Consider the following 24,298-nt stretch of genomic DNA (forward strand, 5'->3'; position numbering starts at 1 on the left):
TCAGCGACAGGCGGCGCTGGAGACCCGCGCCAGGTCGATGTGACGACGCAGCGTCAGGGCGAGCAGGACCGGAGCGGCGTGGGCGGGGGTCACGGTTCGGCGACCGGCCATGGCACTGCTCCCTTCTGCTCGTCGATGATGACGTGCTGCAGACTGCCACGCGCCGAGGCCGCCCCACAACTCGCTTCCCATGATGTGGGATTCGGTGTGAACGCAGTGTTTCGCCACGCAGCTTCCCGGATCCCCAACTCCCGTAATGTGGCAATCACATGCCCCGCCATCCCCTCACGAGCGGAGAGTGGACCGATATGACCGAGGCCGCGACAGTGCGTGCTCCCGGCGGCGCGCAGGCGGTACAGCGCGCCCTGGACGTCCTGCACTGTTTCCACGACAACGGCCCCGATGTCAGCGCCTCCGACCTCGCCCGCCGCCTCGGGCTCTCCGTCTCCACGGCGCACCGCCTGGCCCGCACCCTGCTCGGCGCGGGCTTCCTGGAACAGGACGCCCGTACGTCCCGCTACCGGCTGGGCCCCGCCGTGACCGAGCTGGGCAGGCTCTCGTACCACCAGCGCGGTCTGCATCTGGCCGCCCCCGAGCTGACCGATCTCGCCGAGCGCACCGGCGCCACCGCCGACCTGGCGCTGCGCAGCGGCCCCCATGCGGTGATCGTCGCGGGCGGTTCGGTCACGCCGAAGGTGGGGCTGCGCAGACCGCTGCACTCCACCGCGCTCGGCAAGGTCCTGCTGGCCTGGGCCAGGCCGGGCGAGGGCGGGCCCTCCTCGCTGCCTCCGCTGCCCGCGTTCACCGACCGTACGATCGTCGAACCGGCGGCCCTGGAGGCCGAGTTGGCGAAGGTACGGTCCGACGCCTACGCGCTCAACGACGGCGAGTCGGCCCACGGGGTGCGGACCCTGGCGGTCCCGGTCCTGGACGGCGCCGGCCATGCCCGCTTCGCCCTGGCGGTCCGGGCCACACCGACCGTGATCACGGACGCACGCACCGACTGGTTCCTGGCACAGGCCCGCTCCTGCGCTCGGGCCCTGGAGGTCCTGTTGCTCTCCCCGGCCGAGCGCCGGCCGCCCGCGCCCTGAGCAGCCGGGACTGTCGGTGCCGCGTGGCACGATAGGAATCGTCCGGGCAGGTGCCGGGCAGGACGGCAGCCGGGCTGCGCGGACAGAGGGACGTACATGACACAGGCCGGACCGACGGAGGACGGGGCGCCCACGGGAAGGGCCGCCCGGGAGCTGCTGACGCGGGCCGGGCTGCTGCTGGAAACCGCGCGCGCCGTGCTGGCCGATCACACCCGCGCCGTCGATGCCGTGCACACCGCGCTGAAGCCGCTGCTCGACTCGCTCGTGAGCCGGGAGCTCGCCGCCATCCCGGCCTCCCGGCTCAAGGACGTCACCGAGGGCAGGCTACGGCTCGGCGCGGTCGAGCAGGCCGGGTTCACCACCGTCGGCCAGGTCCACGAGGCCAACCGCTACGAGCTGCGGCAGATCCCCGGGGTCGGCGCGCAGACCGCCGACCAGGCGCTGGCCGCGGCCGGGCAGATCGCCCACGCGGTGCGGGACACGGTCGCGGTCCGGATAGACGTGGATGCCCCGGACGACGCCACGACCGCGTTGGTCGTCGCACTGCACCGGCTGGTCGACGCCGGCCCCGATGTCCGGCGGGCCGTGGACGCGGCGGGCCGGCTCGTCGGGCGCCTCGAACCCCTGCTGGCCGCCGCGGGACCGGCGCGGGGACGGCTGCGCATGCTGTTCACCGGGCGGCAGGCCCGCTCCCTGGCGCTGGAGGCCGTCACCGAGGTGCGGACCGCCGTCGCCGAAGCGGAGGGACGCGAGCTGCCCCTGCTGTTCGGGCAGGTCTCGGTCGATCTGCTGCGGGCCCCGGAGTCGGACCTCGCGGCGTTGGTGGACTTCGAGCTGCGGTCCGCCGAGTACTACAGCCTGCTCGCCGAGATGTCCGGAACCGGCCCCGACCGGGACGCGGCCGAGGGGTTCCTGCCGTCCGGGATGGCGGACCGGGTGCGCGGTCTGCGGCTGGACGACGCCCATCTCCGCGTCTCGCTGCGCGGCTACCAGTCGTTCGGCGCGCGGTTCGCGCTCGCGCAGAAGCGGGTGATCCTCGGTGACGAGATGGGGCTCGGCAAGACCGTCCAGGCCATCGCCGCGCTCGCGCATCTCTCGGCGCGGGGCGAGACGCACTTCCTGGTGGTCTGCCCGGCGAGCGTGCTGATCAACTGGGCGCGCGAGGTCCGCGCCCGCTCCACGCTGCGCACCCTGCCGGTGCACGGCCCCGAGCGGCAGTCCGCCTTCGACGAATGGTGTCGCGGCGGCGGGGTCGCCCTCACCACGTTCGACGCCCTGCACACGCTGCCGGCCGCCGCGGACTGCGGCATGCGGCCCGGCATGCTGGTGGTCGACGAGGCCCACTACGTCAAGAACCCCACCACCCGCCGGTCCCGGGCGGTGTCCGGCTGGACGCAGCAGACCGAACGGGTGCTGTTCCTGACCGGTACGCCCATGGAGAACCGTGTCGAGGAGTTCCGCAGCCTGGTCCGTCACCTCCAGCCGGAGCTGGCCCCCTCGATACACACCACCCATGGAGCCGCCGGTTCGCTCGCCTTCCGCAGAGCGGTCGCCCCGGCCTATCTGCGGCGCAACCAGGTGGATGTGCTGACCGAACTCCCGGCACTGGTACAGGTCGACGAGTGGGAGGAATTCAGCCCGGGTGATCTCGACGCCTACCGCGAGGCGGTGGGCGCCGGGCAGTTCATGCGGATGCGCCGGGCGGCGTATGCCCGGCCCGCCACGTCCGCGAAGCTGAACCGGCTGCGTGAGCTGGTGGCCGAGGCCGCGGACAACGGCCTGAAGGTCGTGGTGTTCTCCTACTTCCGCGACGTGCTCCACACGGTCGGACAGGCCCTGGAACCACCCGTGTTCGGCCCGCTCTCGGGGAGCCTCCCGGCCGCCCGCCGCCAGCGGCTGATCGACGACTTCGCTGCCGTGGACGGCCATGCCGTTCTGCTCAGCCAGATCCAGGCGGGCGGCGTCGGGCTGAACATGCAGTCGGCGTCGGTCGTCATCATCTGCGAACCGCAGATCAAGCCGACGATGGAGCACCAGGCGGTGGCCCGCGCCCACCGGATGGGGCAGATACGGACCGTCCAGGTGCACCGGCTCCTCGCGGCCGACAGCGTCGACGAACGGATGCTGGACATCCTGGCCCGCAAGGAGCGGCTGTTCGACCTCTACGCGCGGCGCAGCGACGTCGCCGAGACGACGCCGGACGCCGTGGATGTGTCGGACGGGGCACTGGCCCGGCGCATCGTCGAGGAGGAACAGCTGCGCCTCGCGACCGGCACAGCCACGACGACCGGGGCGGACGGGACGGAAGGGGCGGACGGGGCGGCCCGGGAAGTGGTGCCGGAGAGCTGACGCCGTCAGGGCCTGTGGCCCGACGGCGTCGGGACCCCGGACCGGCGGCTCAGGATCCGTGTGCCGCCGGGTCGTGCACGGCCGTGCCCTTCCCGGGTGCCGCCTTGTCCGGTGCCGTCTTGTCCGGTGCCGTCTTGCCGTGGGCCATCATGTCGTGCGGGTCGTACCCCGGCACGGTGCCGTCCGGCTTGGCGACCAGCAGCAGTCCGGCCATGCCCATGTCCGAGTGGCTCTGCACATGGCAGTGGTACATCCAGGCGCCCGCGCCCACATGTTCGCCCGCGATGACCTGGAAGCCGAAGGAGTCCGCCGGGCCGACGATCTTCGTGTCGATGACCCGGCTCGGGTCGTCGGGGCCGGTGAGCAGGCCGGTCCGGTTGTCCGCCCAGCGATGACCGTGGATGTGGAACGTGTGGTAGTACTCGCCGTGCGTGATCATGACCACTTCGAGCCGGTCCCCCACCGTGGCCTCGAAGTTCGGACTCTCGTGGGCCCCCTTGTTGTTGATCGTCATGTCGTTGAAGACGATCGTGATCGTCTTGTCCGGCAGGAGGTCGCCCTTGCGCCGGACGATCAGCGGACCGTAGAGGCCCTTGCGGATGCCGCCCGTGCCGTGATCCGTGCCGACGACATGGTCGTGGTAGTGCCAGTAGCCCGCGCTGCCCGGCTGCCAGGTGCCGTCCTTGCGGCGGCCGGCGACATGGGTGCGCCAGGTGTAGGTACGGGTCCCGCCCGGCTCGACGATGCTCTTGTTCATCCGGGTGCCGTCGCTCGCGATGTCGTAGTCGACGCCGTGCGCGTGGAGACTGACCGGCACGTCCGCCGTGTTCTCGAACTCGATGTGCAGGGTGTCGCCCTCGTTGATCTCGATGAGCGGCCCCGGCACCGACGCCTTCCCCTTCTCCAGCCCGTACCCCATCTGACCGTCCGCCAGCTTCTCGGCGTACAGCTTGAGACGGCGGACCGCACCGCCCGCCGGGGCGGTGTCCAGCGCGGGCTCCGCCGAGCTGGCGTCGATCGAACCGAGGGACAACGATGTCAGGCCGGTCGCGGCCGCCACCCCGCCGCCGACCAGCATCCGCCGGTTGAAGCTCCTTCTGTCCATGCCGAACTCCCCACTGCGCCAAGGAATTTGGAGCGCCGACTCGCCCCGGACGGCCCACACCGTAGCCGGAGGATCTCCGTTTATCCACACCCAGGACAAAGTTCGTGCAATTGCCGCCATAGCTATTGGCGGACCGCGAAAAGAGGTCTAGCTTCATGCGCTGTTGCAGTGACCAAAGAGGGGTGGGTGACCACATGCAGCGCACACCACATCACCGGTCCAGATCGCGACGTGGACTCGCGGCGGGCCTCGCGGCCGGCGCACTGACCGCTTCCCTGCTCGGTGCCGGCACAGCCGACGCCAGGCCCTATCCGGAGCCGCCGGGCTCCCTGGCGACAACGTTGTCCCTGCCGTCGCCGCCGGGCGGCGCCGACGTCAAGGTGCTGGTGTTCCACGCCTCCGCCACCGAGGAGTCCCCGACGGTCGACGCCGGGATCGCGGCGATCGAGAAGATCGGCCTCACCGGCCCGGAGGCCGGCCGGTTCAGGACCGTCGCCACCGACGACCCCGCGGTCTTCACCAAGGGCAAGCAGCTCGGCAAGTACAACGCCGTGGTCTTCCTGACCGGCGGCGGCGATGTCCTCGACCCGGAGCAGGAGGCCGGTCTGGAGGCGTACATGGAGGCCGGCGGCGGCTTCCTCGGCATCCATGACGCCGCGCGCACCGAGCCGTACTCGGACTGGTTCACCGGCCTGGTCGGCGCCCGCCCGGCGGCGAACAGCCCGACCTCCGTACAGCGTGCGACGGTCGAGATCGGTGACCGGCAGCATCCGGCGACCAAGAACCTTCCGCTGGAGTGGAAGCGCCCCGACAAGTGGCTGAACTGGACGAAGAACCCGTCCGGCGACGTGCACACCGTGGCCCGCGTCCGCGAGATCACCTACAAGCCGGGCGCGAGTGCCAACGGCTGGGACCACCCGGTCTCCTGGTGCCGCGACTACGACGGCGGCAGGTCCTTCTACACGGCGATGGGCGGTACGGTCGACAGCTTCGCTGAGACCGACTTCCGCGACCATCTGCGCGGCGCGCTGAACTGGACGACCCGGATCTCGCAGGCCGACTGCAAGGCCACGATCGACGCCAACTACAAGGCCGAGCGCGTCACCCAGCCCAACCAGCCGGGACAGAACGACCAGATCGGCGAGCCGCACGGCCTGGTCGTCGCCCCCGACGGACGCGTGCTGTACATCGGGCGCGGCGGCGCCGACAGCAGCAGGCCGGTCGTCACCGACTGGAACGACCCGGACATCGGCAAGGGCCTGGGACAGATCCACGTCTACGACCCCAGGACCAAGAAGGTCACCCTCGCCGGCGAGCTGACCATCTTCGGCAACAAGGGCGGCGGCGACGAGCTGGTCAAGGTCGAGGAGGGGCTGCTCGGCATCGAGCTGGACCCGGACTTCGAGAAGAACGGCTGGGTGTATCTGCACTACACCCCGCACTCGAAGCTGGACCGCGACAAGCAGATGGCGGTGCGCCAGGTCTCCCGCTTCACCATGGACCTGGCCACGAACAAGCTGGACCTGTCCTCGGAGAAGGTGCTGTTGCACTGGCCCGTCCAGGTCCACAGCTGCTGCCACGCGGGCGGCGGGATGGCCTGGGACTCCAAGGGCAATCTGTACATCGCGACCGGTGACAACAACTCCTCCGGCTTCAGCGACGGTTACTCCGGGAACAACCCTCAGCCGAACTACAAGGGCGTCTCGTTCGCCGACGCCCGCCGCACCGCGGGCAACACGAACAACCTCAACGGGAAGATCCTGCGGATCCACCCGGAGGACGACGGCACCTACACACTGCCCGAGGGCAACCTCTTCACCGGCAAGGAGCCGGACGAGGGCGGTGGCAGGACCCGCGGCGAGATCTATGTGATGGGCGTGCGCAACCCGGCCCGGATCTCCATCGACAAGTCGACGGACACGCTGTACGCGGGCTGGGTCGGCCCCGATGCGGGCGCACCCTCCACCATCTGGGGCCCGGCCAAGTACGACACGTTCGCCGCGATCACGAAGGCGGGCAACCACGGCTGGCCGTACTGCATGGGCAACAAGCAGCCCTACCGGGACCGCAATCTGCCGGATCCGACGAAGCCGCTCGGCTGGTACGACTGCGACCACCCGAAGAACGAGTCGCCGAACAACGACGGTCTGGTGAATCTGCCGCCGGTCACCTCCAACACCATCTGGTACTCGCCGCAGGGCGGTGGCGTGGACTACCCGCGCGACGCGAACGGCATCCCGAGCTACAAGGTCGAGGACCAGAAGCAGCTGCTGCCGTGGCTCAAGGGCGGCGGCCAGGCCACGATGAACGGTCCGGTCTACCGGTACGACGCGGCGAGCACCAGCGCCGACAAGTGGCCCTCCTACTGGGACGGCAAGTGGTTCGTCGGTGACTTCTACGACGACACCCAGCCCCGCCACGCCGTGCTCACCGACCCGAAGACGGTCGGCAAGGGCGGTCTGCCCACGCACGCCGAGTCCCTGCGGAAGATCATCCCGGTCGGGGCGGACGGCATCCGCAACCTGATGGACTGGAAGTTCGCCCCGGACGGTTCGCTGTACGTCCTGGACTACGGGCGCGGCTTCTTCACCTCCGACTCCAAGTCGGCGCTGTGGCGTGTGACGTACAAGGGCGGCGGTCCGACCCCGGCCGCCGAGGATCTGGCCAGGAAGGCGGCAGTGCGGTGAGACATCGTCCGGTCCTCTCGCGAAAGCGGTACCGTCCCGCCCGGCTGTGGCTCGCGCTGCTGGGTTCCTTCCTGATGGTCCTGGGGCTGACCTCGACGGCGGCGTACGGCCGTACGGCGACTCCCGCCGGTGCGGCCGCCGATCAGGTCCTCACCTGGACCGCGGGCGACCCCATCGACCACTATCTGTCCGCCCCGAAGACCGCGGTGGCCGGCAAGGCGACCATCGTCTTCGAGAACAGCGCGGCGACCGGCAACACCACGGGGATGCCGCACACCCTCACGTTCAGCGTCTCGGACCCGGAGTTCAACAACGACGTCACGCTGAACATCCTGGCCAACCCGGCCGACGACCAGGGCGGCAAGCACACCGCCGAGGTCACGCTCTCCCCCGGCCGGTACTTCTACCACTGCACCATGCCGGGGCACGAGGCGATGCAGGGCATCCTCACCGTGACCGAGGGCGGTGGCGGCGAGGACACCACGGCGCCCGGCACCTCGGCGAAGGTGGACGGTGACAAGAACGCCGACGGCGCGTACATCGGTCAGGCCACGGTCACCGTCTCGGCGACCGACGACGGTTCCGGCGTCGACACCGTGGAGTACGCGGTGGGCGCGGACGGCGCCTGGCAGCCGTACACCGCACCGGTCGTGGTCGACGAGGTCGGCACGCACACGATCCGCTACCGCGCCACCGACAAGGCGGGCAACACGGCGGCGGAGAAGTCGGTCGACTTCACGGTCGCCGCACCGCCGACGGACGACAGGACGCCGCCGGAGACCTCGGCGACCGTGTCCGGTGAGAAGGACGACCAGGGGCAGTACCTCGGGATGGCGACGGTCACCGTGACCGCCTCCGACACCGGGTCCGGCGTCAACACCATCGAGTACGCGATCGGGGCGGACGGCGCCTGGCAGGCGTACACCGGGCCCGTGATGGTGCACGAGGTCGGCACGCACACGATCCGCTACCGCGCCACCGACAAGGCGGGCAACGCGGCAGCCGAGAAGTCGGTCGACTTCACCGTCGTCGCGCCGCCGACGCAGGACAAGACCCCGCCGGAGACCTCCGCGAAGGTCGAGGGCGACAAGAACTCCGACAACGCCTACATCACCAGCGCCAAGGTGACGGTCACCGCGACCGACGCCGAATCCGGCGTGGACAAGGTCGAGTACTCGCTCGACGGCGGCCCGTACCTCGCGTACACCGGCACCGTCGTCGTCGACCGCGTCGGCTATCACACCATCGCCCACCGGGCGACGGACAAGGCCGGCAACACCTCCGTCGCGAAGCAGGTGTCGTTCACCGTCGCGGAGAGCGGGGGCGTACCGGCGCCGAAATGCCCGGAGTTCGACGAGCGGCTCACCGTCATCGTCGGCACGGTCGACACCGGGGTCCCCAACCGCATCACGGGCAACCGCTGCACGATCAATGAGCTGATCGAGGACGAGAAGGACTGGTCGTCGCACGCGCTGTTCCTCAAGCACGTCGACGGCGTCCTCGACAAGCTGCTCGCCGCCGGTGTGATCGACGCCCGCGAGCAGAAGAAGATCTACCGGGCGGCCAAGCAGTCGGGGATCGGCGGGCCGGGCCAGGACGAGGGCTACAAGAAGCTCTTCGACGGCACGGCGGCGTCCTTCGCCAAGTGGCAGCAGGTCGGCGGCGGAAAGTTCGGGCTGAACGCGGACGGCACCATCACCAGCTCCACCTCGGTGGACGGCATGGGCATGCTCTGGTTCCCCGGGCGGCAGTACGGCGACTTCTCGCTCAAGCTCCAGTGGCGCGACGACGCCCCGGGCGCGGGCAACGCCAACAGCGGGGTGTTCGTCCGCTTCCCGAACGTCCATGACAACCCGGAGGAGTCGCGTCCGGAGTGGGTCGCCATCAAGTACGGCCATGAGGTGCAGATCCTCGACCGTCCGGACGGCGACATGTACAAGACCGGCTCGATCTACGGCTTCGACCGGATCGGTCTGGCCGGCGCCGGAATCACTCCCAAGGGCACCTGGAACGACTACGAGATCCGGGTGGTGGACCAGCACTACTCGATCTACCGCAACGGTGTCCTGCTGAACGAGTTCGACAACAACGGCGGTCAGGTCTTCGAACCGCCGCGCGGCGACGACCCGGGGACCGACGGCCGGCGGTACGCCTCCGGTTACATCGGACTCCAGGTCCACAGCACCACGGACGTGGTCTCGTACCGCGACATCCGGATCAAGGAGCTGTAGCCCGGACTCGGATCAGTTGGCCGTGGCCGCGTGCTGAGGCATGTGGTCACGGCCTCCCGGGTGCCGGTGACGCCACACCCAGAACACCGTGCACGAGACCAGCGCCCAGCCGGCGAGGACCAGGTACGGAAAGACCCGCTGGTGTCCCTGGTAGTAGACGGCGGCGTGCTGGGCGTTGACCGAGGCGCCCGGGGGGAGCCAGCGGCCGATGAAGCCGAGCACCGACGGCAGCAGCGGCCAGGACACCGCACCACCGGAGGACGGGTTTCCGAGCATCACCATCAGTCCCCAGGTGGGGATCATCGCCCAGCGCCCCATCAGGACGTTGAACATGGTGAAGACCATGCCCGTGGTGAACATGGTGAAGGCGAGGATCATCCACGACTGGACGAACGGCAGGTCGACGGAGCCGAGCAGCCAGTCCACCACGGCGGCGATGGAGAACCCGCCGAGCAGGGCGTAGGCGACGGTGAACCCGACCCGCTCCAGGGGCTCCAGCGCCTTGGCGTGCACACTCAGCTGGATCGCGCCGATGAACCCGACGATCACCGCGGCGAGCGAGATGTAGAAGAGAGCGAGGCCGCGCGGGTCGCCCCGCTGCAGGGGCTTCACGTCCGTGACCTTCACCGGCACATGGGCCGCTTCCCCCACCTTCAGCGTGGACTCGGCGAGCAACTGGGCGACCGAGGCTCCGGAAGCGCTCGCGACGTCCAGGCCGACCCCGCTGTTCTCGGACCGCAGGACGGCGAAGACCTTCTGCTCCTCCAGCGCGATGCGGGCTTCGGCTTCGGTGGCGTACTCGTGCAGCACCAGCGAGGTGTCGAGTGCGCCCTCCAGCCGGTCGAGGAAGACCTTGTCGCGCGGGGTGTCGAGCTCGCCGACCACGGCGGCCGGGATGTTGCGCGGGGTCGGGTTGGCCATCGCGTACGTGTAGGAGCCCGCGAAGAGACCGGCCGCGGCCGCGATGATGAACAGAAGCACGACGGCGGGCAGATACGGGGACGCCTTGAACTCCGCCCATCGGTCACGGCGGGCCGGGGGCCGCGCATGTTCCCCGTGCGGGGTGACGGGCTCCAGGTCGGGTGCGCTCATGCATCGCCGTCCTCGTCGTGCCGGGCCCGGCTCGGCTGGACCCGTTTCGGCTCGCCGGGCATCTTCGGGTACTCCGGCGGGTACGGCATGTCGCCGAGTCCGCGTTCCCGCTCGTCCCGGTCCGCCAGCTCCAGCAGCCCGTCGAGCCGGAAGGCGTGGTCGTCCATGTCCGCGTGCACGTCGCCGACGTCGGCGTAGCGCTTCGGCATGGTCCTGATGTCGAAGTCGCGCGGTTCGACCTCGTCGAGCTCCTCCCAGCGCAGCGGGGCGGAGACCGGGGCGTACGGGCGGGGGCGTACGGAGTAGGCGGAGGCGATGGTGCGGTCCCGGGCGGTCTGATTGAAGTCGACGAAGATCCGCTCACCGCGCTCCTCCTTCCACCAGGCCGTGGTCACCCGGTCCGGCATGCGGCGCTCCAGTTCGCGCCCGGCGGCGATGGTGGCGCGCCTGACCTCGGTGAACGTCCACTCCGGGGCGATCGGGACGAAGACATGGATGCCCCGGCCGCCGGAGGTCTTGGGCCAGCCGCGCAACCCGTGGTCGCCGAGCACGGACCGCAGCTCGTGGGCGGCCCGTACCGCGTCGGCGTAGTCCGTGCCGGGCTGCGGGTCGAGGTCGATGCGCAGTTCGTCCGGGTGGTCGGTGTCGGTGCTGCGGACCGGCCAGGGGTGGAAGGTGAGTGTGCCGAGGTTGGCCGCCCAGATGACGGCGCCGATCTCGGTGGGGCAGATCTCGTCGGCGGGCCGGCCGCTCGGGAAGGCGATCCGTGCCGTGCGGATCCAGTCGGGGAGGTTCTTCGGGGCCCGCTTCTGGTAGAAGAACTCGCCCTCGACGCCGTCCACGAAGCGCTGGAGGGTGGTGGGCCGGTCGCGCAGGGCGCGGGTGATGCCGGGGCCCACGGCCAGGAAGTACTCGGCCACGTCCCTCTTGGTGTAACCCTTCTCCGGGAAGTAGACCTTGTCCGGATTGGAGAGCCGTACGGCCCGTCCGTCGGCTTCGAGCTCCACTGCTTTCACCGCTGCACCCATGACGGTCACGGTAGGCCGAGCTCACATATGCCGCATATCGGGAGACTTGCGCCTGTTCCTGGGTGAGAATCGGGCCATGGATCTGCCGGTGATGCCGCCTGTGAAGCCGATGCTCGCCAAGTCCGTGGCCAGGATCCCGCCCGGTATGCAGTACGAGGCCAAGTGGGACGGCTTCCGCGCGATCGTGCACCGGGACGGCGAGGAGGTGGTGATCGGCAGCCGCACCGGCAAGCCGCTCACCCGCTACTTCCCCGAGCTGGTCACCGCCGTGCGGGACAATCTGCCGCCGCGTTGCGTGATCGACGGCGAGATCGTGATCGCGTACGACGGGCGGCTGGACTTCGACCGGCTCAGCGAGCGCATCCACCCCGCCGATTCCCGGGTGCGGCTGCTCGCCGAACGGACCCCGGCCAGTCTGATCGCCTTCGACATCCTGGCGGTGGGGGACGACTCCCTGCTCTCCACCCGGCAGTCCGACCGCCGTGCCGTGCTGGAGGCGGCGCTGTCCCACGCGTCCGCCCCCGTCCACCTCGCTCCGGCGACCACGGACCCGGCCCTCGCCCAGGAGTGGTTCGAGCGCTACGAGGGCGCGGGGCTCGACGGTGTGGTGGCCAAACCGCTCGATCTGCCGTACCGCCCCGACACCCGGGTGATGTACAAGATCAAGCACGAGCGGACCGCCGACTGCGTGGTGGCGGGATACCGCTTCCACAGGAGCGGCCCGGTCGTCGGCTCGCTGCTGCTCGGCCTGTACGACTCCGGGGGCGTGCTCCAGCACGTCGGAGTCTGTGCCGCCTTCTCGATGAAGCGCCGCGAGGAGCTCGTCGTGGAGCTGGAGCCGCTGCGCGTCGATTTCGCCGGCCACCCGTGGGCGGCCTGGGCCGACGCCGAGGCGCACGAGCACGCCCGGCTGCCCGGGACGCAGAGCCGCTGGTCCGGGAAGAAGGACCAGTCGTGGGTGGCGCTGCGCCCGGAGCGGGTCTGCGAGGTGGCGTACGACCACATGGAGGGCGACCGTTTCCGGCACACCGCCCGGTTCCGCCGCTGGCGGCCGGACCGCACCCCTGCCGGCTGCACCTATGCGCAGCTGGAAGAAGTGGTGCGGTACGACCTGGCGGAGGTGCTGTCAGCCGGCGGACGGTGAGCCCGACGGCGTGGCGCAGGGGTCCTCGCTCGTCGTCGGGTCGGGCTCCGGGGACTCGGTGGTCCCGGTGGTTTCGGTCGGATCCGGTGACGGCGAGTCGGTCGGGCAGCCGGGGCCCGGCTCCGAGGTACCGGGGTCGGGGCTCGTACCGGGGTCCGGGGTGGCCGGTCCGCTGTCGGTCGGATCCGGTGAGCCGGTGCCCGGGTCGGTGGGGTCCGGGGAGCCGGTGGGGTCCGGGGAACCGGTCGGCGACCCGGAGGGCTTCGGGGTGGCCGACGGTGAGGGGTGCGGCGAACCGCCGGGCTGCGGGCCCACGATGATGCCGCCGTCCGGGGCGCCGGGGCCGCCGACCGGACGCTTCGGCTTGTTCGGGCCGCCCGCACCGGGGCTCTTCGGGACGGTTCCCTTGCCGTCGGCCACCGGATGGATGCCCTTGCGGTAGAACTCCAGCCAGGACAGCACGGTGCGCAGATAGGTGTCCGAGTGGTTGTAGCTGAGGATCACCCGGTCCAGATCGGCCTTCACCGACAGATCGCGCGGTCCGGCGCAGAGGTAGTACCCGGCGGCCAGGGCGGCGTCGTAGATGTTGCCCGGATCGCGGCGGCCGTCACCGTTTCCGTCCTTGCCCCAGTGGGCCCAGGTCGACGGGATGAACTGCATCGGGCCGACCGCCCGGTCGTAGGTACGGTCGCCGTCGTACGCGCCGCCGTCGGTGTCCGGGATGTCGGCGAATCCCGCACCATTGAGGACCGGTCCGAGGATCGGGGTGAGCGTCGTGCCGTGGGCGTCCACCCGTCCCCCGCCGGCCTGGCCGGACTCGACCTTGCCGATCGCCGCGAGCAACTGCCACGGCAGACGGCATCCGGGGTCGGTCTTCCCGAGTGCGCTCTCCGCCTTGCGGTAGGCGGCGAGCACCGTGGCCGGGATGCCTGCCTCGGCCCAGGACCGGGCGGCGGCCGGGCTCTGTTTCTTGCCGGCCTTCGGCGGCTTCGGCGACTGGAGCGGCGGGAGTTCGGTGTGGTACGAGTCGTCGTTGGGTACGTGCGACCACTTGACCTCGTCGGCCTCCTGGCGCTCCTTCGGCGTCGTTTCATGACCGACGAGTCCCGGTGCCTGGGACGCGGTGAGCGCGGCCATCGTGGCGACCGCGGCCGCCGTGCCGCTGAGTCCGCGGCGCATCGTGCCGTTGAACCTCATGCGTGCTCCCCTCTCCCCCGGGTCACCGGGTGAACGTATCGATGGCGGAGATCCGCCAGGTGTCGCCGCGGCGAACGGCGTCCACGGCGAACATGGCCGCCGCGTAGGTCGTCTCGTCCGACTTGCCGGTACGGGTGTTGCTCTGGTCGGCGAAGATCAGCAGCCGGGCCCGGTCGCCGTCGAGGAGCTCCACACCGCTGTCGGTGACGGTCGTGGTCAGCACGAGCTTCTGCTTCTGCCCCTGGGCCCGGACCTGGGAGAGCATGTCCTTGTGCTGCTGCACCGCCTTGCCGACCAGGTGGGTCCTGGCCGCCTCCTCGGAATTTCCGGGCGAGGCGTAGTTGTACGAGAACACCGCGCCGACGGCGTCGGCGATCTGGCCCTTCACCTCGCTGGTGCGGCCGATGTCGGTGAGGGCGGTGTTCTGCCGGGACGGGTCGTCGCGCAGGCTGCCGGCCGAGGTGAACGCCCAGGCGGCGAAGGCCCCGAGCAGCACGGTGAGGGCACAGAGAACGGCGGGCAGCCGGCCACGGAGTCGGAACGGCCGCTCGCGTCGCGGTTCCGTCCTCTCCTGGCCGTCTGCCGGATCGGCGTCGTCCGTGACCTCGTCGTCGGTGGTGGTGTCCTTCGCGTCGGGGGTACACGCCGGCGCGTCCCGGGACGTGTCCGGGGTCGCGGGCCGCCGCTCCGGGACGGTGGCGGTGGCGCGTTCCGCGGCGACGGTGGCCAGACGGCGCCGGCGGTTGACGAGGTGACGGGTCGTCGACATGTCCGGGGATCCTCTCGGTGGCGGGGTGGGAGTCGGTGGCGTCAGAGGCTGTCGGGTGACCTCGGATCGGAATGCGGACGCGGTCTGGTGCGTGCGATTCCAAGGCGGGGGAGGGAGTCGACGCGGAGCGTCGGCGACCGAAGACAACGCGGGAAGCGCGCGTGCCAGGGCGTGGCCGCCCGGTCGGAGGGCACCCGACAGCCTCTCAGCCGGCCGTGTTGCCGACGGGTGCCTGGCCGAGGGCGCTGAGCTTCCACCCCTCGGAGGTACGGGTGAGCTTGCCGAGCATCCGGCTCTCCTTCACCGCGGGCTTGCCCTTCGGCGCGGTCACGGTGACCCGCAGCGCCACCATGACTCCGGCCTTGCCGGCCCGGTCGTCGAGTTCGGTCACCGCCCCGGACAGGATCTGGGCCGTGCTGACCGTCTTCGCCTGCTGGATCTGCTTCACGAACGCGGTCCGTCCGTCTACGAGTTGCTGGTGCAGATCGCCGGTGGTGGAGTCCTCCCAGCTGTCGAGGCCCTTCTCCAGCTTTCGGTGGTCGAGCGTGTTCATGTTCTGCACCGCCTGCTCGCCCGCGGCCAGCGCCTCGTCACGGGCCTGCGCGTACACCGCCGACTCGTCGTGCGCGGCGTCGTACCACGACACTCCGCTCCAGGCCGCCGCGCCGGCCGCCGCGACGGCCAGCACGACCGCCGCCGCCATCAGCGGGTTCCTCGTCATCCGTACCCGTGCCATTGCTGTCTCTCCCCTGCCGGCCGGTCCGTACCGTGTCGCGCGAGTGTGGACGCTGCTATCTGGAGGTGATCTCGACCACGGTCCAGTGGCCGTCCCGCAGTTGGGCGGTGACGGAGAGCTGTGCCGCCGCCGTGGTGGCCTGCTTGCCCTCCCGCTCGTAGACCTGGTCGAGGAAGACCAGCAGGTGGGCGCTGTCGTCCGTCAGCCGGGTCACTCCGGCGCGTACGACATGGGTGGTGAGCGTCAGCTTCTGGTCCGCCGCCTGCTTCTCCACCTGGCCGAACAGCGCCGCGTACTGCTGCAGCGCCTTGCCGGCCAGGAGTTGCTTCGCCGACTCCTTGGTGACGGCGGTGGCCAGCGGGCTGTACGAGAAGACCTTGCCGAGCGCGTTGCTGACATCGCCCGCGACCCGGGTGGTCGCCTCGCTGTCGGTCAGCGCGCGGTTCGAGGTGGCGGGGGTGTCGCGCAGCGCCCTGCCCTCGGCGAAAAGCGCCCCGCCGGTCGCGAGCAGTGCGACGACCAGGACGGCCGCCACGATGCGCGGCCACCGCCGGGCGGGCCCGGACGGGTCCGGCCGCTCCTCCTCGGCGAGCGCACCGACTTCCTCGGCCTCCCGTGTCTCCGTGTCCGTGTCGGTGTCCGTACTCACGACCGCCGTCCCTCCCCGCTCCTTCATGCGCCGCTCCCGACCGGAATCGCCGTGAGCGCCTTGACCTTCCAGCCGTCCGGGGTCCGGGCCAGCGTGGCCTCGAAGCGTTTGCGTTCGGTGCCGGCCTTTCCGGTGCGCGGGGTGACCTCGACATCGACGGTCGCGATCATCTCGGCCGTTCCGGTCCGCTCGTCGAGCGCGGTGAGCGCCGCGTCGGTGACCTTCCCGCGTGCGGTGGCACCGGACTCGGTCAGTTCCTTCGCGTCCTTGCTCCGGGTGCGCCCCAGCTGGTCGTGGAGCGGCCCGGTCGAGGAGTCGAGCCAGGCGCCGAGGCCGCTGTCCACGCTCCCGGCGTCCTTGGCATCGAGGCTGTTCAGCAGGGCGAGGCGGTGCTTGCCGTCGGCCAGCGCGGCATCACGGTGCTTCGCGTACGCGAGGCTGTCGTCGCCCCGTGCCCGGACGTACGACCAGCTGCCGAGGGCGCAGACCAGCACGGCGGCCAGCAGCACCGCCCAGCCGGTCAGGGTCTTCGTACGGGCCGTCATCGGCCGCCTCCCTGTCCGAGTCCCAGCAGGCCGGCCATGCCGTCGCCGTCCGACGGGGTCCGGCCGCTGACACCGAGCGCGCCCGGGAGCCGGTCCGCGTCGTCACCCAGCAGCATCGAGCCGGGCTTCGCGGGCTCGGGCAGGGCGCCGCCCTTGGGCGCGTTGGCGCTGCCGCGCACGTTGATGCCGGTGCCGGGCGAAGAGGTGCAGCGGGCCTTGGTGTTGACGGGCGGTCCGGCGGTGGTGTCCAGGCCGCTGCGGTAGACCGTGCCGCCGTATCCGGCGGTGCAGGGCAGGGGTTCGAAGAAGGTGACCGACATGCCGAACCGGGCGCCGTTCTCGTCGATCGCGCTGGCCCCGGCGGCCGCCACCGCGGGCAGTTTCACCAGGAGTTCCTCCATGCCGCGCTGCCGGGTGACGGCGACCTCGGAGGTGGTGAGGAGGTTGGCGACGACGACGCCGAAGCTCGGGTCGAGGTCCCGCAGCAGTCCGCTGATCTGTCCGGTCGCGTCGGGGGCGACCGCGATCAGCTTGCGCAGATCGGCGTCGGATCCCTTGAGCTGTGCGGCCAGTTCCTCGGCACCGGAGGCGAAGCCCTTGAGCGCTTCGCCCTGTTCGGCCTGGGTGCGCAGCACGGTCCGGCCGTCGATCATCAGCCGGGTGTTGACCGGCAGCGCGTCGTCCGCCGCCCGGACGAATTCGCTTCCGGTGTCCAGCAGCACCTGGAGGTCGTCGCCGCGCCCCTCGAACGCGGTGCCGAACTCGTCGACGACCGTGCGCAGGGATTCCAGATCGACGGAGCCCGCGAGGTCGTTGACGCTGGTGAGGACATCGGTGACGGGGGCGGGGACGGTGGTGTCGGCCTGGTCGATGACGGAGCCGTTCGCCAGGTACGGGCCCTCGGCGCGGGTGGGCCGCAGGTCCACGTACTGCTCGCCGACCGAGGAGAGATTGGCGACGACGGCCTTGAGGCCGTCCGGGATCTTCGGGGCGTCCTTCTCGATGCGCAGTTCGGCCTCGACTCCGTCGTCGGTGAGCTCGATCGGCCCGACCCGGCCCACCGAGACCCCTCGGTAGGTGACGTTGGAGTGGGTGTACAGCCCGCCGGTGCGCGGGAGTTGGACCTTGACGGTGTAGTAGCTGCGCAGGCCGATGTAGTGGCCGAGGTCGGCGTACCGCACCCCGAGGTAGCCGAGCACTAGCACCGCGATGACCAGGAAGGAGATGTTCTTGAGCCGGATGGCGAGGGTGATCATCGGCTGCTCCCGTCCGTGCCCGCCGTCGGGACCGCGGGAAGGGGCAGCGGCAGTGTCCGGCCGGCCCCGCTCGTACCGGTTCCGGTCTGCGGGGGGACCGCCGGGATGAGCGACGGGATGATCTGTGTGCCGGGCATGGCCGTCACATCCAGGTAGACGTTGAGGTAGTCGCCCTTCACTCCGCGCAGCACCTCGTCCGTGAACGGGTAGGTAAGCAGTACCTGGAGGGAGTCGGGCAGGTCGCGGCCGGAGTCGGCGAGCGCCTTGAGGCTGGGGGCGAGGGCCTTGAGGTCGGCGATCATGTCGGCCTTGCTCTTGTCGACCGTGTCGACGGCGACGGTGGAGAGGGTGTCGAGCGAACGCAGCATGGTGAGGAGCGAGCCGCGCTGCTTCTCCAGGACCTTCAGGCCGGGGCTGAGCCCGGTGAGGACCGTACCGACGTCCTGTTTGCGGGTGGCGAGGGTGGCGGAGAGCCGGTTCACCCCGTCGAGGGCGTCGGTGATGTCCTTCTTGTGGCCGTCCAGGTTGGTGACGAGGGTGTTGACCCGGCCGAGCATGGAGCGCATCTGGGGTTCGCGTCCGGCGAGTGCCTTGTTCAGCTCGGTGGTGATGGTCTTGAGCTGGTTGACGCCACCGCCGTTGAGGAGCATCGACAGTGCGCCGAAGACCTCTTCGACCTCGGGGTTCCGGTTGGTGCGGGTCAGCGGAATCCGGTCCCCGTCGGCGAGCCTGCCCTGTGCGGTGCCGCGCGCGGGCGCGGCGAGCTGGATGTACTTCTCGCCGAGGAGGCTGGACTGTTCCAGGTGGGCGTAGGCGTTGGCGGGCAGTTCGACCTTGCCGTTGACGCGCATGGTGACCTTGGCGTTCCAGCTGCCCGAGCCCAGGGAGACCTTGGTGACCCGGCCGACGGCGACATCGTTGACCTTCACCGACGCCTGCGGGGCGAGACTGAGTACGTCCGCGAACTCCGCGGTGATCTCGTAGGGGTGGTCGCCGAGGTCGGCGCCGCCGGGCAGCGGGACCTGGTCGATCCCGGTGAACGACGGCAGGCCGGAAGCGGTGACGACGAGGGCCAGGCCGACGCCCACGGCCAGCACCGCGGCGACACCGGTCGTGCGGGCTCCTGGTCTGCGCAGCACACGGCTCATCGGTTCGCCCCCTTCTTTTCCGTGGCGGTCCTCGCCGGGGTGCCGTAGACGGTGCCGACGGCCGGGAGCGGCAGGGTGGGCAGCGCCTTGCGGCGTGCGCCGTCCACCGGGGTGAGGCCGGCGAGTCCGGTGGCCTCCGTGAGCGGTCCGCCCATGGAGAGCTCGTTGAGGTTGGTACGGCCGTTGAGCGTGCGGTTCACCGGGTCGTAGGCGTTGACGACGTTGCCCGCGGCGAGCGGCAGCGTGTCCAGTGACTCGGCGAGCGAGGCCCGCTGGTCGACCAGCGTCTGGGTGAGCGGCACCAGGGCGTCCACGTTCGCCTTGAGGGCGCCGCGGTTCTTCTGGATGAAGCCCTTCACCTGCCCCAGTGCGGTGCCCAGTTCCTTCAGCGCGGCGCCGAGGTTCTCCTTGTCGTCGGCGAGGAAACCGGTCACCGAGTTGAGCTGCTGTTCGGCGGCGCGCACATTGCCGTCGTTGTCCTTCAGCATGGTGGTGAAGGTCTGGAGGTAGGACAGCGTGTCGAAGAGGTTCCCGCTGCTCTTGTCGAGGGTCTTGGTGGCCTTGCCGAACTGCTCGATGGAATTGCCGATGGCCTTGCCGTTGCCGTCGAGGTTCTTCGCCCCGGTGTCTAGGAGTCCGGAGAGGGCTCCGTCGGCGTTGGCCCCGTCCGGGCCGAGGGCCTTGGAGAGCTCCGTGATGGAGTCGTACAGCTGGTCCACCTCGACGGGCGTGGCGTTGTCCGCGGCCGGCAGTACGGCGTTGTCCGCGATCTGCGGTCCGCCGTCGTAGGCGGGGGCGAGCTGGATGTAGCGGTCGGCGACGAGGCTGGGGGCGACGACCACGGCGTGCGCCTCCTTGGGGACCTTGACGCCCTTGTCGACCCGCAGGGTGACCTCGACCTCCTTGCCCCGGGGCGTGACCGCTTCGACCCGGCCGACCCTGACGCCGAGGATCCGCAGGTCCGATCCGGCGTACACACCGGTGGCCCGGTCGAAGTAGGCGGTGATGGTCGTCGTTCCCTCGTCGTCCATGGCCAGCACACCGGTGGTGGCCGCGACGGCCACCACGGCGAGTCCGGCGCCGATGCCGACGATGCGCTTCATTCTCATGTCAGCGGCCGCCTTGCTGCTTGGGTGGCTTGCACTCGGGCCCCGCTGGTGTGCCCGCGGGCACGTACTCCTTGGGGACGACTCCGCAGACGTAGTTGTCGAACCAGCGGCCGCTGCCGAGGGTGTTGCCGACGAGCCGGCTGTACGAGCCGGCGAGCGAGAGCACCTTGTCGAGGCTCTTGCGGTTCTTCACCAGCACCGCGGTGACCCGGCCGAGCGAGTCCAGGGTGGGCTTCAGCTGCTTGTTGTTGTCCTGCACGAGGCCGGTGAGCTGGATGCCCAGATTCTTGGTACCGGTGAGCAGCTGGTGGATGGAGTCGCGGCGTGCCTGGATCTCGCCGAGGAGCAGATTGCCGTCCTCCAGCAGGGTTTCGAAGCTGCTCTTCTTGTCGGCGAGCGTCTTGGTGAGCTGCTTGCTGCCCTTGAGGAGGGTGGCGAGCTGGGCGTCCCGTTCGGAGACGGTCTTCGAGAGGGCGGACAGCCCGTCGGCCGCGCTCTTCACGTCCGGCGGGGAGTCCTTGAAGGTGGCGGAGATCGTCTCGAAGCTCTTGGCGAGCTGTGCGGTGTCGATCTCGCCGATGGTCTCGCCGAGTCCGTTGAACGCCTGGGTGACGTCGTACGGGGACGTGGTGCGGCTCGCCCTGATGCGCTCGTGCGGGTCCTGCGGGGCGTTGCCCAGCGGGTCGACGGCGAGGTACTTCTCGCCGAGCAGGGTCTTGATGGCGATGCCGACGGTGGAGGAGTTGCCGATCCAGACGTCCTTGACCTTGAAGGCGACCTTCACCCTGGGGCCGTCGAGCGAGACGCCGGTGACCTCGCCGACCTTCACTCCGGCGACCCGCACCTCGTCGCCCTCGCTCAGTCCGGCGGACTCGGTGAAGTCGGCGCTGTAGGTGGTGCCGCCACCGATGAAGGGCAGCGAGTCGACGCGGTAGGCGCCCAGGCCGATGAGGGCGAGGACGACCAGCCCGACGACGGCCACGGCGACGGGGTTGCGTTCCCGTACGGGTTTGATCCTCATGACTGGCACCTCGGCTTCCTGACCACGATGCCGGTGGGCGGGGCGCTGCCGTCCTCGGTCGTCACTCCGCTGACCTTGGCCTCGCAGAGGTAGAGGTTGAGCCATGAGCCGTACGAGGTGAGCCGGCTGATCGCCGCCATCTTGGCCGGGGTCTTCTGCAGGAAGTTCTCGATCTGCGGGGTGCCGTTGCCCAACTGGTCGGAGAGCCGCCCGAGTTGTTTGATGTCGCTCTTGAGGGGCGCCCGGCCGTCTTCGAGGAGGTCCGCGGTGACGGTGGTGAGCGCGCCCATGGCCGTGACCGCCTGGCCGAGCGGTTTGCGGTCGCCGGCGAATCCGGTGACGAGCTTCTGCAGGGTGTCGACGAGGTCGTCGAAGCCGGCCTCGCGGTCGTTGACGGTCTTCAGGACCGTGTTGAGGTTCTTGATCACCTCGCCGATCACCTTGTCCTTCGCGGCGACCGTGCCGGTCAGCGAGCCGACGTGCGAGAGGATGCTGTCGACGGTGCCGCCCTCGCCCTGGAGCACCTGGACGATGGAGCCGGCCAGTTGGTTGACGTCGGGCGGGGAGAGCCCCTCGAAGAGCGGCTGGAAGCCGTTGAAGAGCTGGGTGAGGTCGAGCGCCGGGGTGGTGCGGGAGAGCGGGATGGTCGCTCCGGCGGCGAAGCTCCTGCCGACCGGCCCGGCCCCCTGGTCGAGGTCGATGTACCGCTGGCCGACCATGTTGAGGTACTTGATCGAGGCGGTCACCGAGGCGGGGAGACTGCGCCCCTTGCGGACGGCGAAGCCGACCTCGGCGAGCCTCTTGTCGGCCACCTCGATGGACTCGACCTGTCCGACCTTGACCCCGGCGATCCGGACGCTGTCGCCGACGACCAGTCCGGTGGCGTCGGTGAACCTGGCCTTGTACGTGGTGGTGTCGCCGACGCCCGTGTTGGCGATGGACAGCGCCAGCACGGTGGTGGCCAGAACGGTCACCAGGATGAAGACGATCGATTTCGTGAGCGGAGCGGCGAGAGAGCGGCGCTTCACTTGAGCTTCACCTCCGCACCGCGGAAGGCCGGACCGATGAGCACGCTGCTCCAGTCGGGCAGGGTCTGCGGCTGGACTTTCAGTGAGGGAGCGACCAGCTCGTTGACGAGCCGGCTCTCCTGCGGGGAGTTGGGCATGCCGAGGGCGGAGTCCTTGGCCGTGGACGCGGTGCCGGCCGGTTCGCCGGTGTGTGCGGTACCCGGCGGGGTGACCGCCGCCGCCGTGCGGGCGTCGGCGGTCGGCACGGTCCTGCCCACGTACGGCACGGAGTAGCAGTGCGGTCCGCCGGTCGAGTTGTAGACCGGGGTGTCCTTGCCGGGCACGTACTTGCCCTTCGACTTCACGGGCTTGATGGTGACGTGGAGTCCGGGCCGGTCGGTGCCCTTGCCGAGCGCCTTGTCCATGGCCGGGACGAAGCCGGCCATGGTCCGCAGGGTGCAGGGGAATTCGTCCGAGTACTTCGCCAGCAGCTCCAGCGTCGGCCTGCTCGTGGCGGAGAGCCGGATCAGGTTGTCCTTGTTCTCCTGGAGGAACGAGGTGAGGTCGCGCGCGGACGCGGTCGTGGACCCGTAGAGCCCGGCGAGCTGCGCCTGCTGTTCGGCGATGGTGCCGCTGGTGGTGGTGAAGTCGGTGAGGGCGTCCAGGACATCGGGGGCGGCGTCCCCGTACACCTTGCTCACCTTGACGAGTTCCTTGATGTCGGCGTTGAGCGTGGGGAGTTGGGGGTTGAACTTCGCCAGGTGCGCGTCGAGCGTGACGAGCGTGTCGCCGAGCTTCTCGCCGCGCCCCTGGAGGGCCTGGGAGACCGCGCCCAGAGTGGCGGCGAGCTTCTCCGGTTTGACGGCGGTCAGCAGCGGCAGGACGTTGTCGAGGACTTCCTCCAGCTCGATGGCGTTGCTGGAGCGGTCCTGCGGAATGACGGAACCGGCCCGCAACGGCTGCGTGGACGGCATCTCGGGCGGTACGAGTGCGACGAACCGTTCCCCGAAGAGCGTGGTGGGCAGCATCTGCGCGGTCACGTCGGCCGGGATCCGGTCGAGCTTGGCGGGCTCGATGGCGAGGGTGAGCCGGGCCCCGTTCCCGTCGGCCGTGATGGAGCGGACCTGCCCGACGACGACACCGCGCAGCTTCACATCGGCGTTGTCGTGCATCTCGTTGCCGACGCTGGAGGTGCGTACGGTCACGGTGGCGTCGTCGGTGAAGTCCTTCCGGTACACCGAGACCGAGACCCATACGAGCACGGCTGGCACGAGGAGGAAGGCGACTCCGGCGAGTCTGCGGCGGACGGTCTGCGTGCGGTGGGAGTTCATCAGCCGGCCACCTTCACCGTCGTGGTGGCGCCCCAGATGGCGAGGGAGAGGAAGAAGTCGGTGACGCTGATGAGCACGATGGCGTTGCGCACCGACCGCCCGACCGCGACCCCCACACCGGCGGGCCCGCCGGTGGCGTGGAAGCCGTAGTAGCAGTGGGCGAGGATCACCATCACGCTGAAGATCAGCACCTTGAGCACCGACAGCAGCACGTCGTCCGGGGAGAGGAAGAGATTGAAGTAGTGGTCGTACGTGCCTGCGGACTGCCCGTTGAACAGGACCGTGATGTAGCGGGACGCGAGGTAGGAGGAGAGCAGCCCGATCGCGTACAGCGGGATGATCGCGACGACCCCGGCGATGATCCGGGTGGAGACGAGGTACGGCATGGACCGCACCCCCATCGCCTCCAGGGCGTCGACCTCCTCGTTGATCCGCATCGCGCCGAGCTGGGCGGTGAAGCCCGCGCCGACGGTCGCGGAGAGCGCGAGTCCGGCGACGAGCGGGGCGATCTCGCGGGTGTTGAAGTAGGCGGAGATGAAACCGGTGAAGGCGGAGGTGCCGATCTGGTTGAGGGCCGCGTACCCCTGGAGGCCGACGACGGTGCCGGTGAAGAGGGTCATCGCGACCATCACGCCGATGGTGCCGCCGATGACACCGAGACCGCCGCTGCCGAAGGCCACTTCGGCCAGCAGCCGCTGGACCTCGCGCAGGTAGCGGCGCAGGGTCCGCGGCACCCAGATCAACGCGCGCACGTAGAAGGTGAGTTGTTCGCCGGATCGGTCGAGCCAGCTGAGCATCGACAT

At 70.1% G+C, this 24,298-nt stretch carries 21 protein-coding genes; 5 read left to right on the forward strand and 16 right to left on the reverse strand.

From position 1 onward, the window contains the following. Window positions 1-111 (reverse strand): putative leader peptide, encoded by a 111-nt coding sequence (locus ACFVX4_RS14110; RefSeq protein WP_383967782.1) that lies wholly within the window; start codon window positions 109-111, stop codon window positions 1-3. Between the two features lie 197 nt (window positions 112-308). Here ACFVX4_RS14110 and ACFVX4_RS14115 point away from each other — a divergent pair, with 197 nt between their 5' ends. Both ACFVX4_RS14115 and ACFVX4_RS14120 read left to right on the forward strand, forming a co-directional pair. Beyond that, a complete protein-coding gene (locus tag ACFVX4_RS14115; RefSeq protein ID WP_389976460.1) occupies window positions 309-1,091 on the forward strand; it encodes an IclR family transcriptional regulator in 783 nt (260 codons plus the stop codon). 96 nt (window positions 1,092-1,187) lie between these two features. Next, window positions 1,188-3,440: a DEAD/DEAH box helicase gene (locus tag ACFVX4_RS14120; protein ID WP_389975968.1), complete on the forward strand. Its 2,253-nt coding sequence runs from the start codon at window positions 1,188-1,190 to the stop codon at window positions 3,438-3,440. 49 nt (window positions 3,441-3,489) lie between these two features. Here the strand turns inward: ACFVX4_RS14120 and ACFVX4_RS14125 are convergent, their stop codons facing one another. Then, window positions 3,490-4,545 carry a multicopper oxidase domain-containing protein gene (locus ACFVX4_RS14125; protein WP_389975971.1) on the reverse strand — a complete coding sequence of 352 codons (1,056 nt, stop codon included), beginning with the start codon at window positions 4,543-4,545 and terminating at the stop codon, window positions 3,490-3,492. Window positions 4,546-4,739: 194 nt separating this feature from the next. Here ACFVX4_RS14125 and ACFVX4_RS14130 point away from each other — a divergent pair, with 194 nt between their 5' ends. Together ACFVX4_RS14130 and ACFVX4_RS14135 are read left to right on the forward strand one after the other, a co-directional pair. Further along, window positions 4,740-7,232 (forward strand): ThuA domain-containing protein, encoded by a 2,493-nt coding sequence (locus ACFVX4_RS14130; protein WP_389975974.1) that lies wholly within the window; start codon window positions 4,740-4,742, stop codon window positions 7,230-7,232. Between the two features lie 74 nt (window positions 7,233-7,306). Further along, on the forward strand, window positions 7,307-9,463 hold the full coding sequence (locus ACFVX4_RS14135; RefSeq protein WP_389976463.1) for an OmpL47-type beta-barrel domain-containing protein: 2,157 nt from the start codon (window positions 7,307-7,309) through the stop codon (window positions 9,461-9,463). Window positions 9,464-9,475: 12 nt separating this feature from the next. Here ACFVX4_RS14135 and ACFVX4_RS14140 read toward each other — a convergent pair whose 3' ends face one another. Together ACFVX4_RS14140 and ligD are read right to left on the reverse strand one after the other, a co-directional pair. Continuing rightward, complete coding sequence (locus ACFVX4_RS14140) at window positions 9,476-10,555, reverse strand: ABC transporter permease (protein ID WP_389975977.1); 1,080 nt, start codon at window positions 10,553-10,555, stop codon at window positions 9,476-9,478. Further along, on the reverse strand, window positions 10,552-11,562 hold the full coding sequence (gene ligD / locus ACFVX4_RS14145; protein WP_389976466.1) for a non-homologous end-joining DNA ligase: 1,011 nt from the start codon (window positions 11,560-11,562) through the stop codon (window positions 10,552-10,554). The genes ACFVX4_RS14140 and ligD overlap by 4 nt, the downstream gene beginning before the upstream one ends. A gap of 97 nt (window positions 11,563-11,659) precedes the next feature. Between ligD and ACFVX4_RS14150 the strand changes: the two genes are divergently transcribed. After that, window positions 11,660-12,727 (forward strand): ATP-dependent DNA ligase, encoded by a 1,068-nt coding sequence (locus ACFVX4_RS14150; protein ID WP_389975980.1) that lies wholly within the window; start codon window positions 11,660-11,662, stop codon window positions 12,725-12,727. On the opposite strand, the gene ACFVX4_RS14155 is transcribed toward ACFVX4_RS14150, so the two are convergent. The 12 genes from ACFVX4_RS14155 to ACFVX4_RS14210 all read right to left on the reverse strand — a co-directional run bounded on the left by ACFVX4_RS14155 (window position 12,710) and on the right by ACFVX4_RS14210 (window position 24,298). Beyond that, window positions 12,710-13,924: a lytic murein transglycosylase gene (locus ACFVX4_RS14155; RefSeq protein ID WP_389975983.1), complete on the reverse strand. Its 1,215-nt coding sequence runs from the start codon at window positions 13,922-13,924 to the stop codon at window positions 12,710-12,712. The two genes, ACFVX4_RS14150 and ACFVX4_RS14155, sit on opposite strands and share 18 nt — an antisense overlap. Before the next feature lie 22 nt (window positions 13,925-13,946). Further along, window positions 13,947-14,693, reverse strand: coding sequence for a hypothetical protein (locus ACFVX4_RS14160; RefSeq protein ID WP_389975986.1), 747 nt, complete (start codon window positions 14,691-14,693; stop codon window positions 13,947-13,949). A 205-nt stretch (window positions 14,694-14,898) separates the two neighbouring features. Next, window positions 14,899-15,396 (reverse strand): hypothetical protein, encoded by a 498-nt coding sequence (locus ACFVX4_RS14165; RefSeq protein WP_389976470.1) that lies wholly within the window; start codon window positions 15,394-15,396, stop codon window positions 14,899-14,901. An 88-nt stretch (window positions 15,397-15,484) separates the two neighbouring features. After that, window positions 15,485-16,105 (reverse strand): hypothetical protein, encoded by a 621-nt coding sequence (locus ACFVX4_RS14170; protein WP_389975989.1) that lies wholly within the window; start codon window positions 16,103-16,105, stop codon window positions 15,485-15,487. Beyond that, the gene (locus ACFVX4_RS14175) at window positions 16,102-16,623 is read right to left on the reverse strand and encodes a hypothetical protein (protein WP_389975992.1); all 522 of its coding nucleotides are present in this window, start codon (window positions 16,621-16,623) and stop codon (window positions 16,102-16,104) included. Before ACFVX4_RS14175 ends, ACFVX4_RS14170 begins: the two co-directional genes overlap by 4 nt. Continuing rightward, window positions 16,620-17,879: an MCE family protein gene (locus ACFVX4_RS14180; RefSeq protein WP_389975995.1), complete on the reverse strand. Its 1,260-nt coding sequence runs from the start codon at window positions 17,877-17,879 to the stop codon at window positions 16,620-16,622. The genes ACFVX4_RS14175 and ACFVX4_RS14180 overlap by 4 nt, the downstream gene beginning before the upstream one ends. After that, on the reverse strand, window positions 17,876-19,027 hold the full coding sequence (locus ACFVX4_RS14185; RefSeq protein ID WP_389975998.1) for an MCE family protein: 1,152 nt from the start codon (window positions 19,025-19,027) through the stop codon (window positions 17,876-17,878). The genes ACFVX4_RS14180 and ACFVX4_RS14185 overlap by 4 nt, the downstream gene beginning before the upstream one ends. Further along, complete coding sequence (locus ACFVX4_RS14190) at window positions 19,024-20,136, reverse strand: MCE family protein (RefSeq protein WP_389976001.1); 1,113 nt, start codon at window positions 20,134-20,136, stop codon at window positions 19,024-19,026. The genes ACFVX4_RS14185 and ACFVX4_RS14190 overlap by 4 nt, the downstream gene beginning before the upstream one ends. A 1-nt stretch (window position 20,137) precedes the next feature. Continuing rightward, complete coding sequence (locus ACFVX4_RS14195; RefSeq protein WP_389976004.1) at window positions 20,138-21,157, reverse strand: MCE family protein; 1,020 nt, start codon at window positions 21,155-21,157, stop codon at window positions 20,138-20,140. Then, window positions 21,154-22,185, reverse strand: a complete 1,032-nt coding sequence (locus ACFVX4_RS14200; RefSeq protein WP_389976007.1) for an MCE family protein — start codon at window positions 22,183-22,185, stop codon at window positions 21,154-21,156. Before ACFVX4_RS14200 ends, ACFVX4_RS14195 begins: the two co-directional genes overlap by 4 nt. Continuing rightward, on the reverse strand, window positions 22,182-23,495 hold the full coding sequence (locus tag ACFVX4_RS14205) for an MCE family protein (protein ID WP_389976010.1): 1,314 nt from the start codon (window positions 23,493-23,495) through the stop codon (window positions 22,182-22,184). The genes ACFVX4_RS14200 and ACFVX4_RS14205 overlap by 4 nt, the downstream gene beginning before the upstream one ends. After that, window positions 23,495-24,298 carry an ABC transporter permease gene (locus tag ACFVX4_RS14210; RefSeq protein WP_072485014.1) on the reverse strand — a complete coding sequence of 268 codons (804 nt, stop codon included), beginning with the start codon at window positions 24,296-24,298 and terminating at the stop codon, window positions 23,495-23,497. Before ACFVX4_RS14210 ends, ACFVX4_RS14205 begins: the two co-directional genes overlap by 1 nt.

The organism is Streptomyces sp. NPDC058240 (assembly GCF_042882135.1).
In the GTDB taxonomy this organism is placed as follows: domain Bacteria; phylum Actinomycetota; class Actinomycetes; order Streptomycetales; family Streptomycetaceae; genus Streptomyces.

Bases quoted from the DNA above. Each gene is read 5' to 3' on its own strand.
- ACFVX4_RS14125 (WP_389975971.1), bottom strand. From the start codon at position 4,545: ATGGACAGAAGGAGCTTCAACCGGCGGATGCTGGTCGGCGGCGGGGTG.
- ACFVX4_RS14155 (WP_389975983.1), bottom strand. From the start codon at position 13,924: ATGAGGTTCAACGGCACGATGCGCCGCGGACTCAGCGGCACGGCGGCC.
- ACFVX4_RS14185 (WP_389975998.1), bottom strand. From the start codon at position 19,027: ATGAGCCGTGTGCTGCGCAGACCAGGAGCCCGCACGACCGGTGTCGCC.
- ACFVX4_RS14180 (WP_389975995.1), bottom strand. From the start codon at position 17,879: ATGATCACCCTCGCCATCCGGCTCAAGAACATCTCCTTCCTGGTCATC.
- ACFVX4_RS14205 (WP_389976010.1), bottom strand. From the start codon at position 23,495: ATGAACTCCCACCGCACGCAGACCGTCCGCCGCAGACTCGCCGGAGTC.
- ACFVX4_RS14170 (WP_389975989.1), bottom strand. From the start codon at position 16,105: ATGAAGGAGCGGGGAGGGACGGCGGTCGTGAGTACGGACACCGACACG.
- ACFVX4_RS14135 (WP_389976463.1), top strand. From the start codon at position 7,307: ATGGTCCTGGGGCTGACCTCGACGGCGGCGTACGGCCGTACGGCGACT.
- ACFVX4_RS14165 (WP_389976470.1), bottom strand. From the start codon at position 15,396: ATGGCGGCGGCGGTCGTGCTGGCCGTCGCGGCGGCCGGCGCGGCGGCC.
- ACFVX4_RS14210 (WP_072485014.1), bottom strand. From the start codon at position 24,298: ATGTCGATGCTCAGCTGGCTCGACCGATCCGGCGAACAACTCACCTTC.
- ACFVX4_RS14120 (WP_389975968.1), top strand. From the start codon at position 1,188: ATGACACAGGCCGGACCGACGGAGGACGGGGCGCCCACGGGAAGGGCC.
- ACFVX4_RS14110 (WP_383967782.1), bottom strand. From the start codon at position 111: ATGGCCGGTCGCCGAACCGTGACCCCCGCCCACGCCGCTCCGGTCCTG.
- ACFVX4_RS14140 (WP_389975977.1), bottom strand. From the start codon at position 10,555: ATGAGCGCACCCGACCTGGAGCCCGTCACCCCGCACGGGGAACATGCG.
- ACFVX4_RS14190 (WP_389976001.1), bottom strand. From the start codon at position 20,136: ATGAGAATGAAGCGCATCGTCGGCATCGGCGCCGGACTCGCCGTGGTG.
- ACFVX4_RS14115 (WP_389976460.1), top strand. From the start codon at position 309: ATGACCGAGGCCGCGACAGTGCGTGCTCCCGGCGGCGCGCAGGCGGTA.
- ACFVX4_RS14195 (WP_389976004.1), bottom strand. From the start codon at position 21,157: ATGAGGATCAAACCCGTACGGGAACGCAACCCCGTCGCCGTGGCCGTC.
- ACFVX4_RS14130 (WP_389975974.1), top strand. From the start codon at position 4,740: ATGCAGCGCACACCACATCACCGGTCCAGATCGCGACGTGGACTCGCG.
- ACFVX4_RS14150 (WP_389975980.1), top strand. From the start codon at position 11,660: ATGGATCTGCCGGTGATGCCGCCTGTGAAGCCGATGCTCGCCAAGTCC.
- ACFVX4_RS14160 (WP_389975986.1), bottom strand. From the start codon at position 14,693: ATGTCGACGACCCGTCACCTCGTCAACCGCCGGCGCCGTCTGGCCACC.
- ACFVX4_RS14175 (WP_389975992.1), bottom strand. From the start codon at position 16,623: ATGACGGCCCGTACGAAGACCCTGACCGGCTGGGCGGTGCTGCTGGCC.